The following is a 15354-nucleotide window of genomic DNA, read 5'->3' as shown; positions in this document are numbered from 1 at the left end:
GCTGGATCGATGGAGCGAATGTCCGCTTTGTCCATCCAGGGACTGTGGAAGCGCTTCGGCACGAAGATCGCCGTCGCGGGCGTCGACCTCGAGGTGCCGAGCGGGTCCTTCTACGGCCTGGTGGGTCCCAACGGGGCGGGCAAGACCACGACGCTGTCGATGGCCACCGGCCTGCTGCGCCCCGACTTCGGGCGGGTGCTCGTCCGCGGGCAGGACCTCTGGTCGGACCCCGCGGCGGTGAAGGCGCACCTCGGCGTGCTGCCCGACGGCGTGCGGATGTTCGACCGGCTCACCGGCGCCCAGCTCGTCACGTACGCGGGCCTGCTGCGCGGGCTCGACCGCGACACGGTGCGGGACCGCACCGCCGACCTGCTGCGCACGTTCGACCTCACCGCCGACGCCGACACCCTGGTGGTCGACTACTCGGCGGGCATGACCAAGAAGATCGCGCTGGCCTGCGCCCTGGTGCACGCCCCCCGGGTGCTGGTGCTGGACGAGCCGTTCGAGGCCGTCGACCCGGTGTCCGCGGCGAACATCCGCGACATCCTCGCGTCGTACGTGGCGAGCGGCGGCACGGTCGTCGTGTCCTCGCACGTGATGGACCTCGTGCAGCGGATGTGCGACCACGTCGCGGTGATCGCCGACGGCCACGTGCTCGCGCAGGGCACCGTGGACGACGTCCGCGGGTCGGCGACGCTGGAGGACCGGTTCGTGGAGCTGGTCGGCGGCCGCCGCACGGAGGGGGCGCTCGCGTGGTTGCGCACCTCGTCCGACTGAAGCTGACGCTGCTGCGCAACGGCCTGCGGCGCAGCGTGTGGAAGGTCGTCGGGCTGGCGCTCGGGGTGCTCTACACGCTGTTCCTCCTGCTCCTCGCGGTGGTCGGCCTGGTGCTGCTGGGCCGGCAGGACGACCCGGGGCTGACCCGCACGGTGCTGGTGCTGGCCGGCGCGCTGCTCGTCGTGGGGTGGTGGCTGCTGCCGCTGGTCGCGTTCGGTGTGGACAGCACGCTGGACCCGGACCGGTTCCGGCTGTTCCCGGTGCCGCGGCGGTCGCTGCTCACCGGGTTGGCGCTCGGGGGCCTGGTCGGCCTGCCGGGCGCGGCGACCACCGTGCTGGGGCTGGCCTCGGCGCTGGCGTGGTGGCGCGCACCGGCCGCGGTCGCCGCCGGGGTCGTCGGCGGCGTGCTCGGCGTCGCCCTGTGCGTCGTGGGCTCGCGCGCGGTGACGACGCTGGTGGCGCCGCTGGTCGGGGGCCGCCGGTTCCGTGAGGTCGCGGCGGTGCTCGCGATCGCCCCGCTGATGCTCGCGGGCCCGATCGTGCTCGGCGTGACCGCCGGGCTGTCCGCGGTCGCCGACGGGCTGCCGGGGGTCGGCGTGGTCGTCGGCTGGACCCCGGTCGGCGCGCCCTGGGCGCTGGCGGCGGACGTGGCGGAAGGAGCGTGGCTCGCGGCGCTGGCCCGGCTCGGGATCGCGCTGGGGGCGCTCGCGGTGCTCGTGGTCGTCTGGGACCGGGCGCTGTCGGCGGCGATGGTGCGCCCGGGCGGCGGCGGCCGGGTCGCCCGCAGCGCCGGCCTCGGGTTCTTCGACCGGGTGCCGGCGACGCCGACCGGCGCGGTCGCCGCGCGCTGCCTGACGTACTGGGTGCGCGACTCCCGGTACGCGGCGGCCGTGGCGGTCGTCCCGGTGCTGGTGCTGCTGCTGTGGTTCCTGAGCCGGGGCGGTGCGGTCGTGCTGGGCGCCGGGGTCGTGGTCGCGTTCGTGATGGGCTGGTCGCTGTCCGCGGACGTCGCGTACGACGACACCGCGTTCTGGACCCACGTGGCGGCGCCGGTGGACGGGCGCGTGGACCGGACCGGCCGCGCCGCCGCCGGGCTGGTCGTCGGCGGCGTCGTGGTGCTCGCGACCGACGTCCTCGTGCTCGGGGTCAGCGGCCGGTGGGACGCGACGGTCCCCGTGCTGGGCATGTCGCTGGGCGTCCTGGCCGTCGGGGTCGGCGCGTCCTCCGTGTACTCGGCGCGGGTCGTCTACCCGGTGCCGAAGCCGGGGGACAACCCGTTCTCGACGCCGCAGGGCACGTCGTTCGCCGTGATGCTGACGCAGAGCGTCGGGATGCTCGTGCTGCTCGCGATCTGCCTGCCGACGGTCGGCCTCGGCGTCGCGGCGGTGGTCACGGGCCACCCCGTGCTGCACGTCCTGACGCTGGTGGTCGGCCTGGGCGTCGGGGTCGCGGCGCTGGTCGTGGGCGTGCGGCTCGGCGCCGCCGTGTACGACCGGCGGGCCCCGGAGCTGCTGGCGACCATGCGCTCGTTCGCCTGACCGGACCCGACCCGTAGGATGGTCGCCCGTGGCACTCACCATCGGCATCGTCGGCCTGCCCAACGTCGGCAAGAGCACGCTCTTCAACGCCCTGACGCGGGCGCAGGTCCTCGCGGCGAACTACCCGTTCGCGACGATCGAGCCCAACGTCGGCGTGGTCCCGCTGCCCGACCCGCGGCTCGAGAAGCTCGCGGAGATCTTCGGCAGCGAGAAGATCCTCCCCGCCACGGTGTCGTTCGTCGACATCGCCGGCATCGTCAAGGGCGCCAGCGAGGGCGAGGGGCTCGGCAACAAGTTCCTCGCGAACATCCGCGAGGCCGAGGCGATCTGCCAGGTGACCCGCGCGTTCGCCGACCCCGACGTCGTGCACGTCGACGGCCGCGTGTCGCCCAAGGACGACATCGAGACGATCAACACCGAGCTCGTGCTCGCGGACCTCCAGACGCTGGAGAAGGTCGTCCCGCGCCTGGAGAAGGAGGTCCGGATCAAGAAGTCGGACCCCGCCGAGCTCGCCGCCGCGCAGGCCGCGCAGGCCGTGCTCGAGTCCGGCCAGACCCTGTTCCAGGGCGCGAAGGCCGCGGGCATCGACCTCGCCGACCTCGCGTCGCTCCAGCTGATGACCGCCAAGCCGTTCATCTACGTCTTCAACACCGACGACGCCGGCCTCGCCGACACCGCGATGCAGGACGAGCTGCGTGCGTTCGTCGCCCCCGCCGACGCGATCTTCCTCGACGCGAAGTTCGAGTCCGACCTGGTCGAGCTGGAGCCCGACGAGGCCAAGGAGATGCTCGCGGACAACGGCCAGGACGAGGCGGGCCTCGACCAGCTGGCGCGCGTCGGCTTCCACACGCTCGGCCTGCAGACGTACCTCACGGCCGGCCCGAAGGAGTCCCGCGCCTGGACGATCCACCAGGGCTGGACGGCGCCGCAGGCCGCGGGCGTCATCCACACGGACTTCCAGAAGGGCTTCATCAAGGCGGAGGTCATCAGCTTCGACGACCTCGTCGAGGCCGGCTCGGTCGCCGCGGCGCGCTCGGCGGGCAAGGCCCGCATCGAGGGCAAGGACTACGTGATGGTCGACGGCGACGTGGTGGAGTTCCGCTTCAACGTCTGACGCCCGTCCGAAGCCGGACGCCCGCACCCGCCCCGGAGGCCCCGTGACCCAGGACGTCCTCGCCGCGCTGCGCTGCGACCCCGAGCTGCCGTCACCGGACCTGGCGGCGGTCGACGCGGCCGACCGGCTGGTGCTGGACGAGGCCGCCCCGCTGCTGGCCGACGCGGCGCCGGGGACGGTGGTCGTGGTCGGCGACCGGTACGGCGCCCTCACGCTCGGCGCGGTCGCGCGGTTCGGCCTGCGGGACGTCCGCGCGCACACCGACCGCCTCACCGGCGAGCAGGCCCTGGTGGCGAACGCGGAGCGGCTGGGCCTCGCTGAGGCCGTCCGCGTGGTCGACCGACTGGGCCCGGAGCTGCTGGCCGGCGCGGCGGTGGTGCTGCTCGCGCTGCCGCGCTCCCTGGACGCGCTGGACGAGGTCGCCGGCCTGGTCGCGCGGCACGCCGCTCCCGGCGTCGTCGTCGTCGCGGGTGGTCGGGACAAGCACATGTCCCGGTCGATGAACGAGGTGCTCGCCGCCCACTTCACCGACGTGCACGCGAGCCTCGGGCGGCAGAAGGCCCGGGTGCTGCACGCCGCCGGTCCGCACCCCGGCGCCCCGGAGCCGGTGTGGCCGGCGCGGGTCCGGCACGACGACCTCGGGCTGGTCGTCGCCGCGCACGGTGCGGCGTTCGCGGGTGCGCGGGTCGACATCGGCACCCGGTACCTCGTGGAGCACCTGGGCCGGGCCGTCCCCGACGCGGCGCTGGCGGTCGACCTGGGCTGCGGCACCGGCGTCCTGGCCACCGTGCTCGCCGCGGCGCGTCCCGGGCTCGCCGTCGTCGCCACCGACGAGTCGGCGGCCGCGGTCGCGTCGGCCCGGGCCACGGTCGAGGCGAACGGCGTCGCCGACCGGGTCCGGGTGCAGCGGGCACGCGGCACGACCGGGATCGAGGACGGCAGCGTGGACCTGGTGGTGCTGAACCCGCCGTTCCACGTCGGTGCCGCGGTGCTCGACGGCGTGGCGCTGCAGCTCTTCGCGGAGGCGGCGCGGGTGCTGCGGCCGGGCGGCGAGCTGTGGTGCGTGTGGAACTCCCACCTGCACTACCGGCCCCGGCTGCAGGCCACGGTCGGGCCCACGCGGCAGGTCGCACGCAGCAGCAAGTTCACGGTCACGGCCTCCACGCGCCGCTGACCTCGGTACCCTCGAGCTCGCGCGGCACCGTGCCGGCGGACAGGAGCGTGCGGATCGTGAGCACCGACGGACCCGGCCCCACCAGCACCGGCGAGGCGCCCCCGGCGGGCTGGTACGACGACCCCGACGGCGGGGCCCTGCGCTGGTGGGACGGCTCGGCGTGGACGGGCCACCGCCAGCCGACGGGCTACGTCCCGGTCCGGCCGCGGAACGGGTTCGCGACCGCCGGGCTGGTGGTGGGCATCGTGGCGCTGGTGGGGAACACCTTCGGGCTGGTGTCGGTGGTGGGCATCGTGCTGTCGGCCGTGGGCCTGTCGCGCGCGAGCCGGATGGCCGAGCACGGGTACGCCCCGGTCGGCCGGGGCAAGGCCGTCGCGGGCCTGGTGCTGTCCCTGGTCGCGCTGGTGGCGACGGGGACGCTCAAGGCGTTCCTCTTCTAGCCCTCGGTGCTCAGGCGTCCCCGGCCGCCCGGGCCACGAGGTCGCGGACGCGCGCCTCGACGGCGTCGTCCCAGGCGGTGAGCGCGAACGCCGTCGGCCACATCGCGCCGTCGTCGAGCGCGGCGGTGTCGTTGAACCCGAGCGTGGGGTACCGGGCCTGGAACTTCGCGGCGGCCTGGAAGAAGACCACGACCTTGCCGGCGCGCGCGTAGCCGGGCATCCCGTACCAGGTCTTCGGCGCGAGCCCGGGGGCGACCTCGGTGACGACGGCGTGCACGTGCTCGGCGAGGTCCCGGTCGTCGCCGGTCATCTCGGCGATCTTCGCGAGCACGTCGGCGGTCTGGTCGGCCTTGCCGGACGCGCGCTTCTGCTTCTTGACCTCGGCGGCGCGCTCCTTCATGGCGTCGCGCTCGGCGGCGGTGAACGCGCCGCTGCGCTCGTCGGCGTTCTCGGTGGTGGTCATCGTGGTCGCTCCCCGGGTCGGTCGGTCGGTCGGGTCGTCGCCGACGCTAGAGGTCGGGCGGGGGAGCGCGCTTCTCGGAACCTGATCGATCCGCGCCCCGGTGCCGGTGTGGTCGCGGTCACCCAAGGCTTGGTCTGCTAGCACACCGGGCCCGTTCCGTGCTGAGTCGGAGGGCCCCGCGGTGCCGGTCCGTGGACGGGGGATACCCCTGATGTGCGTGTTTCCGGGACGTTACCGGCGTGTAGCGTCTTGAATGCTGGACACTACTGCTCAGTATCGATCCGGTAACGATGGTCTGCTTCCGGCTGCCGTGTCCGATTTGTCCGTACTGGGGCCACTAGCGTGTCCACATCCACGGCGGGACCATGCGTCAGCCCTGCTCCGGACGACCGGCGGTCGTCCCCGAGCGGCGGCGGAGGCTGGGCGCCACCTTCACAGGAGGAACATTGAAGATCAGGCGAACAAGCGCCGTCCTGGCCGTCGCGGCTGCGGGAGCCCTCGTGCTCACCGCGTGCTCGAGCCCGGCCGAGGAGAGCGAGATCAACGAGGACACGTCGGTCAACGTCGGGTGGAACGAGCCGTTCCGTTCGACCAACAACCTGACGGCCAACGGCAACGCCACGGCGAACGCCAACATCATCTACATGACGACGTCGTTCTTCAACTACTACGACGGCGACCTGAACCTCGTGAAGAACGAGGACTTCGGTTCCTACGAGGTCGTGTCCGAGGACCCGTTCACGGTCAAGTACACGGTCAACGAGGGCGTCACCTGGTCCGACGGCACCGCCGTCGACGCCGCCGACATGATCCTGTACTGGGGCGCCCAGAACGACATGTTCGACACCGTCGCCTCCTCCGACGTCGAGGTGGACGAGGACGGCAACTCGCAGGTCGCCGAGGGCGAGGTCTACTTCGACTCCTCCTCGCCCGCGCTGAACCAGGTCACCACGTTCCCGGAGATCGGTGACGACGGCCGCTCGGTCACGTTCGTCTACGACTCCCCGCGCTCCGACTGGGAGCTGGCGATGAACCAGCCCAGCCCCGTCGCCGCGCACGTGGTCGGCAAGCTGGCCCTCGGCATCGAGGACCCGGCCGAGGCCAAGAAGGCCGTCGAGGACGCGTTCGAGAACAACGACGCCGAGGCGCTCGTGAAGATCGCGGACACCTGGACGAACGGCTTCAACTTCACCTCGCTGCCGGACGACCCGGACCTGTACCTCTCGTACGGCCCGTTCGTCATCTCGGACTACGTCGAGAACCAGTACCTCACGCTGACGCGCAACGAGTCCTTCGACTGGGGCCCCGAGCCCAAGGTCGACTCGATCACCGTCCGCTACACCGAGGACCCGCTGGCCTCGGTCACCGCGCTCCAGAACGGTGAGGTCGACCTCATCGCCCCGCAGTCGTCCGTCGACGTCATCGCGACGCTCGAGGGCATCGACGGCGTGAGCTACGCGACGGCGCCCGAGGGCACCTACGAGCACGTCGACCTGACCTTCGACAACGGCGGTCCGTTCGACCCCGCCGCCTACGGTGGCGACGCCGAGAAGGCCCGCAAGGTCCGCGAGGCGTTCCTCAAGGTGATCCCGCGTCAGGAGATCATCGAGAAGCTCATCCAGCCGCTGCAGGAGGACGCCACCACGCGTGACTCGTTCCTGTACGTGCCGGGCTCGCCGAACTACGACACGGTCGTGGGCTCGAACGGCTCCGACGCGTGGGCCGAGGTCGACGTCGCGGGCGCCCAGGCGCTGCTCGCCGAGGCCGGCGTCACCACCCCGGTGGACGTGCGCTTCCTCTACGGCAAGTCGAACGTCCGTCGTGCGAACGAGTTCCAGCTGATCGCGGCCTCCGCCGCGCAGGCCGGCTTCAACGTCATCGACAACGGCGACGACACCTGGGGCTCGATCCTGGGCAACGGCTCGTACGACGCCTCGCTGTTCGGCTGGCAGTCCACCAACACGTTCATCCTGAACGCCGAGGCGAACTACGTCACCGGCGGCCAGAACAACTACGGCGGCTACTCCAACCCCGAGGTCGACGCCCTCTGGGCCGAGGTCGCCACGAACACGGACTCCGACCGCGAGGCCGAGCTGGCCGCCGAGATCGAGACCAAGCTCAACCAGGACGCCTTCGGCGTCAACATCTTCCAGTTCCCCGGTGTGGTCGCGAACCGCGACGTCCTCAAGGGCGTCTCGACCATCGCGCTCTCGCCGACCATCTTCTGGAACTTCTGGGAGTGGGAGATCAGCGCCGCTGACAGCCTGGACGCGCCCAGCGCGACCGAGACTGAGTGACCTGACGCTCGTCTGAGCACGCCGGCACGGGGGTACCGCGTCCACGTACGCGGTGCCCCCGTTGCCGTGCCCCCTGTACCACAGCCAGATCGGGACTCTCGGCCCACCTAGGCCCGAGGCGCAGCACCCCTACCGGGAGTGCCTACACTTGCGCTTTGCGAGTACCCCCTTCCTTTCAGGCAAGGACCCCATGGCCACCTCTGTGACGACCCGTGCCTCCGGCGCGCGCTCCGCGCCCGACGCACCGGTCCCGGCCCGACGTTCCTGGTTCCGGAACGCCGCGCCGACCCTGACCTTCCTCGGTCGACGCCTCCTGTCGTCGGCGATCGTGCTGCTCGGAGCGACGTTCATCGTCTACATGCTCCTGTCGTTCGCGCTGGACCCCCTCGAGGACCTGCGCACCAGCACGGCGCCCAACAAGGAGGCGCTGATCGAGGCCCGCGTCCGCGCGCTCGACCTCGACACGCCGCCGGTGATCCGCTACTTCAAGTGGCTGGGGGCGCTGTTCACCGGCGACCTCGGCTCGAGCTGGGTGAGCGGCGCCCGCGTCACCGCCATGCTCGGCAGCGCGATCCCGAGCACCGTGCAGCTGATCGCCGCCTCGACCCTGCTGGCCATCGGCCTGGGCGTCCTGGTCGGCATCGTGTCGGCGCTGCGCCAGTACACGCGGTTCGACTACTCCGTGACGTTCCTGTCCTTCGTGCTGTACTCGCTGCCCTCGTTCTGGGTCGCCGTGCTGCTGAAGCTGTGGGGCGCCATCGGGTTCAACGACTTCCTCGCGGACCCGCACGTCCCGCCGCTGTGGGTCGCGATCATCTCGGTGGTCTCCGGCGTGCTCTGGTCCGCCGTCATCGGCGGGTCGACGCGCACCCGGTGGATCTCGTTCGGCGCGGGCGTCGTCGCCACGGCCGCGGTGCTGCTGTTCGTCTCCGGCACCGGCTGGCTGCTCGACCCGAGCCTCGGGATCATCGGCGTCACCGCCATCGGCGCGGGCATCGCGTTCGGGATCGTCGCGCTCACCGCGGGCCTGGGCAACCGCCGCGCGCTGTACGCCTCGCTGACCACGGTCGCGATCGGCGCGGCGCTGTACTACCCGCTGAAGTACGTCTTCCCGTACGCCACCACCTGGCTGATCATCGGCCTGGGTGTGCTGGCGGTCGTCGTCGGCCTCGTCGTCGGGTTCCTGTTCGGCGGGTACGACCGCGTCGTCTCGATGCGCGCCGCCGCCGTGACCGCGCTCGGCGTCGGCCTGCTGATCTACGTCGACCGCGTGATGAGCGTCTGGAAGATCTACTCCAACGCCTCGCAGATCAACGGTCGGCCGATCGCGACGATCGGCTCCCAGACGCCGGGCCTGACCGGCAGCTACTGGGTCGAGTCGCTCGACAAGTTCACGCACCTGCTGCTGCCGACGATCGCCCTGATCCTCATCTCGTTCGCGAGCTACACCCGGTACTCCCGGGCGAGCCTGCTCGAGGTCATGAACCAGGACTACATCCGCACCGCGCGTGCCAAGGGCCTCTCGGAGCGCGTCGTCACGACGCGGCACGCGTTCCGCAACGCCCTGATCCCGCTCGCCACCGTGGTCCCGCTGGACATCGCGGCCCTGTTCGGCGGCGCGATCATCACCGAGCGCATCTTCGCCTGGAGCGGCATGGGCGCGCTGTTCATCAAGGGGCTGTCCGGTCGCGACGCCGACCCGGTGATGGGGTACTTCCTCGTCACGGGCACCCTCCTCGTCCTCGCCAACATCGTGGTCGACTTCGTCTACGCGGCGCTCGACCCCCGGATCCGGGTGAACTCATGAGCATCACACCGCCCCTGGAGCCCCACGAGGGCATCGTCGACCCGGCGGAGAACGTCGAGAACGCCATCGAGCTCAAGGAGGTCGAGGGCCTGTCGCAGGGCCGCATCGTCCTGCGCCGGTTCCTCCGGCACCGCGGCGCGATGATCTCCGCGATCGTCCTCACCGCCGTGGTCCTGCTCGTCACCACGTCCATCGGCTGGGGCCCGATCCCCGGCTGGTGGCAGTACGGGTACAAGGACCTCAACCCGATCGTGAACGCCGGTGGCGCCCCCACGATGGGCTTCGACGGCGGGTTCACGATCGGCGAGCACCCGTTCGGTCAGGACAACGTCGGCCACGACGGGTTCGCGCTCGTGATGCGCGGCACCCAGCAGTCGCTGACCGTCATGGTCGTGATCGGCCTGCTGTCCACCACGATCGGCGTCGTCGTCGGCGCGCTGGCGGGCTTCTTCCGCGGCCGCCTCGACGACCTGCTCATGCGGTTCACCGACATGATCATCACCATCCCGGTCATCATGATCGGCGCGATCCTCGGTGTGCTGGTCGGCGGCGCGAGCCCCTGGTCGCTGGCCGTCGCGCTCTCGCTGGTCTCCTGGACCAACATGGCGCGTCTGGTGCGCGGGCAGTTCCTCACCCTGCGCGAGCGGGAGTTCGTGGACGCGGCCCGCGTGGCCGGCGCCTCGAACGGCCGGATCATGTTCAAGCACATCCTGCCGAACGCCGTCGGCGTGATCATCGTCAACGCGACGCTGCTCATGGCCTCGGCGATCCTGCTCGAGACCGCGCTGTCCTACCTGGGCTTCGGGATCAACAGCCCCGAGGTCTCCCTCGGGCAGCTGATCAACGAGTACCAGACGGCCTTCGCCACGCGGCCCTGGCTGTTCTGGTGGCCGGGTCTGTTCATCGTGACGATCGCGCTGTGCGTGAACTTCATCGGTGACGGCCTGCGCGACGCGTTCGACCCGCGTCAGCGCCGGATCCCGACCGCCCGCGCCCTCGCCAAGGCCGACGCCCGCAAGGCCCGCGCCCAGGCCCGGACCACCGCGAGCGCCTGAGTTGTCAGAGCGCCACGGTCAGCACGCTGGCCGCGATCAGCACGACGATCGCGGCCAGCGTGCGGACGTGCCAGCGGACCCGCGGACGGGCGCGCTCCACGCGCGGGTCGTCCAGGACGCCGGCGTCGCGCAGCTCCTCCCAGCGGGCCCGCACGATCGCCGCGGCCTGGCCGGAGGCGCTCGACGCGAGGTCGCCGGGACGCACCGAGCCGCCGGGGCCGTACGTCGAGCCGGGCAGGTGCGCGACGTCGTCCGCGCGGGACGCGGTCACGCGGGCCCGGCTCGGCGCGGGTGCGGCCCACGCCGCGTAGTCGCCGTAGGCGGTGTGCAGCGTGAGCGCGTACTTCGTGTCGACGCGCTCGATCGTCGGCCAGGGCAGCTCGACCGTCCGGGTCACGTTCCGCAGCTCGACGCCCGCGGGGCTCACCAGCACGGCGGGACGCCAGTAGGCGGCCCACACCCACGCCACCACCAGCAGCACCGGGGCGACGTAGGGCAGCGTGACGTCGGCGTCGGCCACCAGGCCGGTCGCGAGACCACCGAGGCCCAGCACCGCCACGACCACCGCAAGAACCCGGCCGAAGGCCGGTCTGTACTCCACCACGTCAGCCGAGACCATGCGGCCATCGTCCCAGACCACCGGACGTGCCCCGCCCCTCTCGACGTCGTGCGGCCCGCACACCTGGGTTCGCCCCACGGAAGGATCTCGCCCCGTGACCACTGACTACGCTCCCGCGCCGGGTACGCCCGGATTCGACGCGAAGACCCCGATCCTCGAGGTCCGCGACCTCACGGTCGAGTTCTTCGTCGACGGCGAGTGGTTCCCGGCCGCCGTCGACGTCGCGTACGACGTGCGCCCCGGTGAGGTGCTCGCGATCGTCGGCGAGTCCGGCTCCGGCAAGACGCAGTCGTCGATGTCGCTGATCGGCCTGCTGCCCCCGAACGGCCGCGCGTCGGGCTCGGCGCGCCTCGCCGGCCGTGAGCTGCTCGGCCTGAACCACAAGCAGCTGAGCAAGGTCCGCGGCAAGGACGTCTCGGTGATCTTCCAGGAGCCGATGACGGCCCTGAACCCCGTGTACACGGTGGGCTTCCAGATCGTCGAGACGCTGCGCGTGCACTTCGAGATGACCCCGAAGGAGGCCCGCGCCCGCGCCATCGAGCTGCTGCGCATGGTCGACATGCCGGAGCCCGAGAAGGCCGTCGACAAGTACCCGCACCAGCTGTCCGGCGGCCAGCGCCAGCGCGCGATGATCGCCCAGGCCCTCGCCTGCGAGCCGAAGCTGCTCATCGCCGACGAGCCGACCACGGCCCTCGACGTCACGGTCCAGGCCGAGATCCTCAAGCTCATGCGCGACCTGCGGCACCGCGTCGACGCCGGCATCATCCTCATCACCCACGACATGGGCGTGGTCGCGGACCTGTCCGACCGCGTCATGGTGATGAAGAACGGCCGCGTCGTGGAGTCCGGCACCGCCGACGAGGTGTTCAACCGCCCGCAGCACTCCTACACCCGGCAGCTGCTCGACGCGGTCCCGCACCTGGGCTCCGAGGCGCTCGCCGCCCAGGGCCTGCAGGGCGAGCACCCGGTCGCGCAGGCCGAGGGCACGCTGCACGTCTCCGAGCGGCCCCGCGACCAGTTCGCCGCCCCCGCCCCCACCGAGTACGCGCTCGAGGCCAAGGGCCTGGTCATCGAGTACCCCGGCCGTGGCCGCGTGCCCGCGTTCCGGGCGATCAACGGCATCGACCTGGCGATCGGCAAGGGCGAGGTCGTCGGCCTGGTCGGCGAGTCCGGCTCCGGCAAGACCACCGTCGGCCGCGCCGCCGTGGGCCTGCTGCCCGTCGCCGGCGGGTCGCTCGAGGTCAACGGCGTCGAGCTCGCAGGCATCAAGCCCAAGGACCTGCGGGCCGTCCGCCAGGACGTCTCGATCGTGTTCCAGGACCCGGGCTCCTCGCTGAACCCGCGGCTGCCGATCGGCGAGTCCATCGGCGAGCCGCTCAAGCTGCACAAGGTCGCGTCGGGCGCCGACCTCGACCGCCGCGTCGAGAGCCTGCTGGACCGGGTGCACCTGCCCCGCGCCATGCGCAACCGGTACCCGCACGAGCTGTCCGGCGGCCAGCGCCAGCGCGTCGGCATCGCCCGCGCCCTGGCCCTGTCGCCCAAGCTACTGATCGCCGACGAGCCCACCTCGGCGCTCGACGTCTCGGTGCAGGCCCGGGTGCTCGAGCTCTTCCAGGAGCTGCAGCGCGAGTACGGGTTCGCCTGCCTGTTCATCAGCCACGACCTCGCGGTCGTGGAGATCCTGTCCAACCGGATCGCCGTGATGAGCAAGGGCGACCTCGTCGAGGTCGGCCCGCGGGCGCAGATCCTCGGCGCGCCCCAGCAGGACTACACCAAGCGGCTGCTCGCCGCGGTGCCCGTGCCGAACCCCGCGGAGCAGAAGCTGCGCCGCGAGGAGCGGGACCGGCTGCTGGAGCAGGCCGCGGGGAAGACCGCCGCCGAGGCGCGCGTCGCCGACGGCCAGCGCGTGCAGGCGTTCGAGGACGCCGAGAGCGAGGCCAAGGGCCGCTACGAGGGCAACATCCGCCCGCGCGGCGGTGCGGACGGATCCGTCTGACCAGCACCTGCACCACCCATGCGGGCCCCGGCACGACCCCTCCTCGTGCCGGGGCCCGCGTGCGCGTACAATCGATCGGCGCTCGACGTCGTCGCGCCCTCTGATCTCCCACCCCTCGCGGAATGAGTCCTGATATGTCTGTGCCCTCGACGCCCACGGGAACCCGTGTGCGCGGCGATCTGCGCAACGTCGCGATCGTCGCCCACGTCGACCACGGCAAGACCACCCTGGTGGACGCCATGCTCCACCAGTCCGGTGCCTTCGGCGCGCACGCGCACGTCGACGAGCGCGCCATGGACTCCGGCGACCTCGAGCGCGAGAAGGGCATCACCATCCTCGCGAAGAACACCGCGGTCCGGTACGCCGGCCCCGCGGCGGCCGCGGTGGGCGAGCCCGGTGGCATCACCATCAACGTCATCGACACCCCGGGTCACGCCGACTTCGGCGGCGAGGTCGAGCGCGGCCTGTCGATGGTCGACGGCGTCGTCCTGCTCGTCGACGCGTCCGAGGGCCCGCTGCCCCAGACGCGGTTCGTGCTCCGCAAGGCCCTCGCCGCGAAGCTCCCCGTGATCCTCGTGGTGAACAAGGTCGACCGCCCGGACTCCCGGATCACCGAGGTCGTCGCCGAGGCGACCGACCTGCTGCTGGGCCTCGCGTCCGACCTGCACGACGAGGTCGAGGACCTGGACCTCGACGCGATCCTCGACGTCCCGGTCGTGTACGCCGCCGCGAAGGCCGGCCGCGCGTCGCTGACCCAGCCCGCCGACGGCGGCCTGCTGGACGCCGAGGACCTGGAGCCGCTGTTCCGGACCATCCTCGAGAAGATCCCCGCCCCGACCTACACCGAGGGCGCGCCGCTGCAGGCGCACGTCACCAACCTCGACGCGTCGCCGTTCCTCGGCCGCCTCGCGCTGCTGCGCATCTTCAACGGCGAGCTGGTCAAGGGCCAGACCGTCGCGTGGGCCCGCGCCGACGGCACGATGCAGAACGTCCGCATCACCGAGCTGCTCGAGACCAAGGCGCTCGACCGCGTCCCGACCGAGAAGGCGGGCCCCGGCGACATCGTCGCCGTCGCGGGCATCGCCGACATCACCATCGGCGAGACCCTGACCGACCCCGACGACCCGCGGCCGCTGCCGCTGATCACGGTCGACGACCCCGCGATCTCGATGACCATCGGCATCAACACGTCCCCGCTGGCCGGCAAGGGCGGCAAGGGCCACAAGGTCACCGCCCGCCAGGTCAAGGACCGGCTCGACTCGGAGCTCATCGGCAACGTGTCGCTGCGCGTCGTCCCGACCGACCGCCCCGACGCGTGGGAGGTCCAGGGCCGTGGCGAGCTCGCGCTGGCGATCCTCGTCGAGCAGATGCGCCGCGAGGGCTTCGAGCTCACCGTCGGCAAGCCGCAGGTCGTCACCAAGAAGATCGACGGCAAGGTCCACGAGCCCGTCGAGCGCATGACCATCGACGTCCCCGAGGAGTACCTCGGCGCGGTCACCCAGCTGCTCGCGCAGCGCAAGGGCCGCATGGAGACCATGTCGAACCACGGCACCGGCTGGGTCCGCATGGAGTTCCTGGTCCCCGCCCGTGGCCTCATCGGCTTCCGCACCCGGTTCCTCACGGACACCCGCGGCACCGGCATCGCGTCCTCGCTCGCCGAGGGCTACGAGCCGTGGGCCGGCCCGATCGAGACCCGTGTCGCCGGCTCGCTCGTCGCGGACCGCGCGGGCGTCGTGACGCCGTTCGCCATGATCAACCTGCAGGAGCGCGGCTCGTTCTTCGTCGACCCCACGCAGGAGGTCTACGAGGGCATGATCGTCGGCGAGAACTCCCGCCAGGAGGACATGGACGTCAACATCACCAAGGAGAAGAAGCTCACCAACATGCGCTCGGCGACGGCCGACAACTTCGAGAACCTGGTGCCGCCGCGGCACCTGACCCTCGAGGAGTCGCTGGAGTTCGCGCGTGAGGACGAGTGCGTCGAGGTGACCCCCGAGGTCGTCCGCATCCGCAAGGTGATCCTGGACCAGACGGAGCGCGCCCGGGCCGTGGCCCGCACCAAGCGCTCCTGACC

At 71.9% G+C, this 15354-nt stretch carries 12 protein-coding genes; 10 read left to right on the top strand and 2 right to left on the bottom strand.

Going from position 1 to position 15354, the window contains the following annotated elements; all coding sequences use genetic code 11:
• Positions 1-9: 9 nt before the first annotated feature.
• From ACFVXN_RS09705 to ACFVXN_RS09685, 5 genes are read left to right on the top strand one after another with little or no spacing between them, the layout of a single operon-like run.
• Positions 10-777: an ABC transporter ATP-binding protein gene (locus tag ACFVXN_RS09705; RefSeq protein ID WP_389231003.1), complete on the top strand. Its 768-nt coding sequence runs from the start codon at positions 10-12 to the stop codon at positions 775-777.
• Positions 753-2315 (top strand): hypothetical protein, encoded by a 1563-nt coding sequence (locus tag ACFVXN_RS09700; RefSeq protein ID WP_389231000.1) that lies wholly within the window; start codon positions 753-755, stop codon positions 2313-2315. The genes ACFVXN_RS09705 and ACFVXN_RS09700 overlap by 25 nt, the downstream gene beginning before the upstream one ends.
• A 28-nt stretch (positions 2316-2343) precedes the next feature.
• Positions 2344-3429, top strand: a complete 1086-nt coding sequence (gene ychF / locus ACFVXN_RS09695; RefSeq protein WP_389230997.1) for a redox-regulated ATPase YchF — start codon at positions 2344-2346, stop codon at positions 3427-3429.
• Between the two features lie 43 nt (positions 3430-3472).
• Entirely contained in the window at positions 3473-4603 is a 1131-nt protein-coding gene (locus tag ACFVXN_RS09690; RefSeq protein ID WP_389230994.1) for a class I SAM-dependent methyltransferase, read from the top strand.
• A gap of 56 nt (positions 4604-4659) precedes the next feature.
• The gene (locus tag ACFVXN_RS09685) at positions 4660-5043 is read left to right on the top strand and encodes a DUF2510 domain-containing protein (RefSeq protein ID WP_389230992.1); all 384 of its coding nucleotides are present in this window, start codon (positions 4660-4662) and stop codon (positions 5041-5043) included.
• 10 nt (positions 5044-5053) lie between these two features.
• Here ACFVXN_RS09685 and ACFVXN_RS09680 read toward each other — a convergent pair whose 3' ends face one another.
• Positions 5054-5506 carry an iron chaperone gene (locus ACFVXN_RS09680; protein ID WP_389230990.1) on the bottom strand — a complete coding sequence of 151 codons (453 nt, stop codon included), beginning with the start codon at positions 5504-5506 and terminating at the stop codon, positions 5054-5056.
• A gap of 446 nt (positions 5507-5952) precedes the next feature.
• Between ACFVXN_RS09680 and ACFVXN_RS09675 the strand changes: the two genes are divergently transcribed.
• From ACFVXN_RS09675 to ACFVXN_RS09665, 3 genes are all read left to right on the top strand, one after another.
• A complete protein-coding gene (locus ACFVXN_RS09675) occupies positions 5953-7803 on the top strand; it encodes an ABC transporter family substrate-binding protein (protein ID WP_389230988.1) in 1851 nt (616 codons plus the stop codon).
• 190 nt (positions 7804-7993) lie between these two features.
• Entirely contained in the window at positions 7994-9610 is a 1617-nt protein-coding gene (locus ACFVXN_RS09670; RefSeq protein WP_389230985.1) for an ABC transporter permease, read from the top strand.
• A complete protein-coding gene (locus tag ACFVXN_RS09665) occupies positions 9607-10665 on the top strand; it encodes an ABC transporter permease (RefSeq protein ID WP_389230982.1) in 1059 nt (352 codons plus the stop codon). Before ACFVXN_RS09670 ends, ACFVXN_RS09665 begins: the two co-directional genes overlap by 4 nt.
• Before the next feature lie 4 nt (positions 10666-10669).
• On the opposite strand, the gene ACFVXN_RS09660 is transcribed toward ACFVXN_RS09665, so the two are convergent.
• A complete protein-coding gene (locus tag ACFVXN_RS09660) occupies positions 10670-11284 on the bottom strand; it encodes a PH domain-containing protein (RefSeq protein ID WP_389230979.1) in 615 nt (204 codons plus the stop codon).
• Positions 11285-11378: 94 nt separating this feature from the next.
• On the opposite strand from ACFVXN_RS09660, the gene ACFVXN_RS09655 reads away from it, so the two are divergent.
• Together ACFVXN_RS09655 and typA are read left to right on the top strand one after the other, a co-directional pair.
• The gene (locus tag ACFVXN_RS09655; protein WP_389230976.1) at positions 11379-13280 is read left to right on the top strand and encodes a dipeptide ABC transporter ATP-binding protein; all 1902 of its coding nucleotides are present in this window, start codon (positions 11379-11381) and stop codon (positions 13278-13280) included.
• Positions 13281-13414: 134 nt separating this feature from the next.
• Positions 13415-15352, top strand: coding sequence for a translational GTPase TypA (gene typA, locus ACFVXN_RS09650; protein WP_389230973.1), 1938 nt, complete (start codon positions 13415-13417; stop codon positions 15350-15352).
• Positions 15353-15354: the final 2 nt, after the last annotated feature.

The sequence above is a fragment of the Cellulomonas sp. NPDC058312 genome (assembly GCF_042880135.1).
Taxonomy (GTDB): Bacteria; Actinomycetota; Actinomycetes; order Actinomycetales; family Cellulomonadaceae; genus Cellulomonas.
This window is presented reverse-complemented; position numbering and strand designations above follow the sequence as displayed.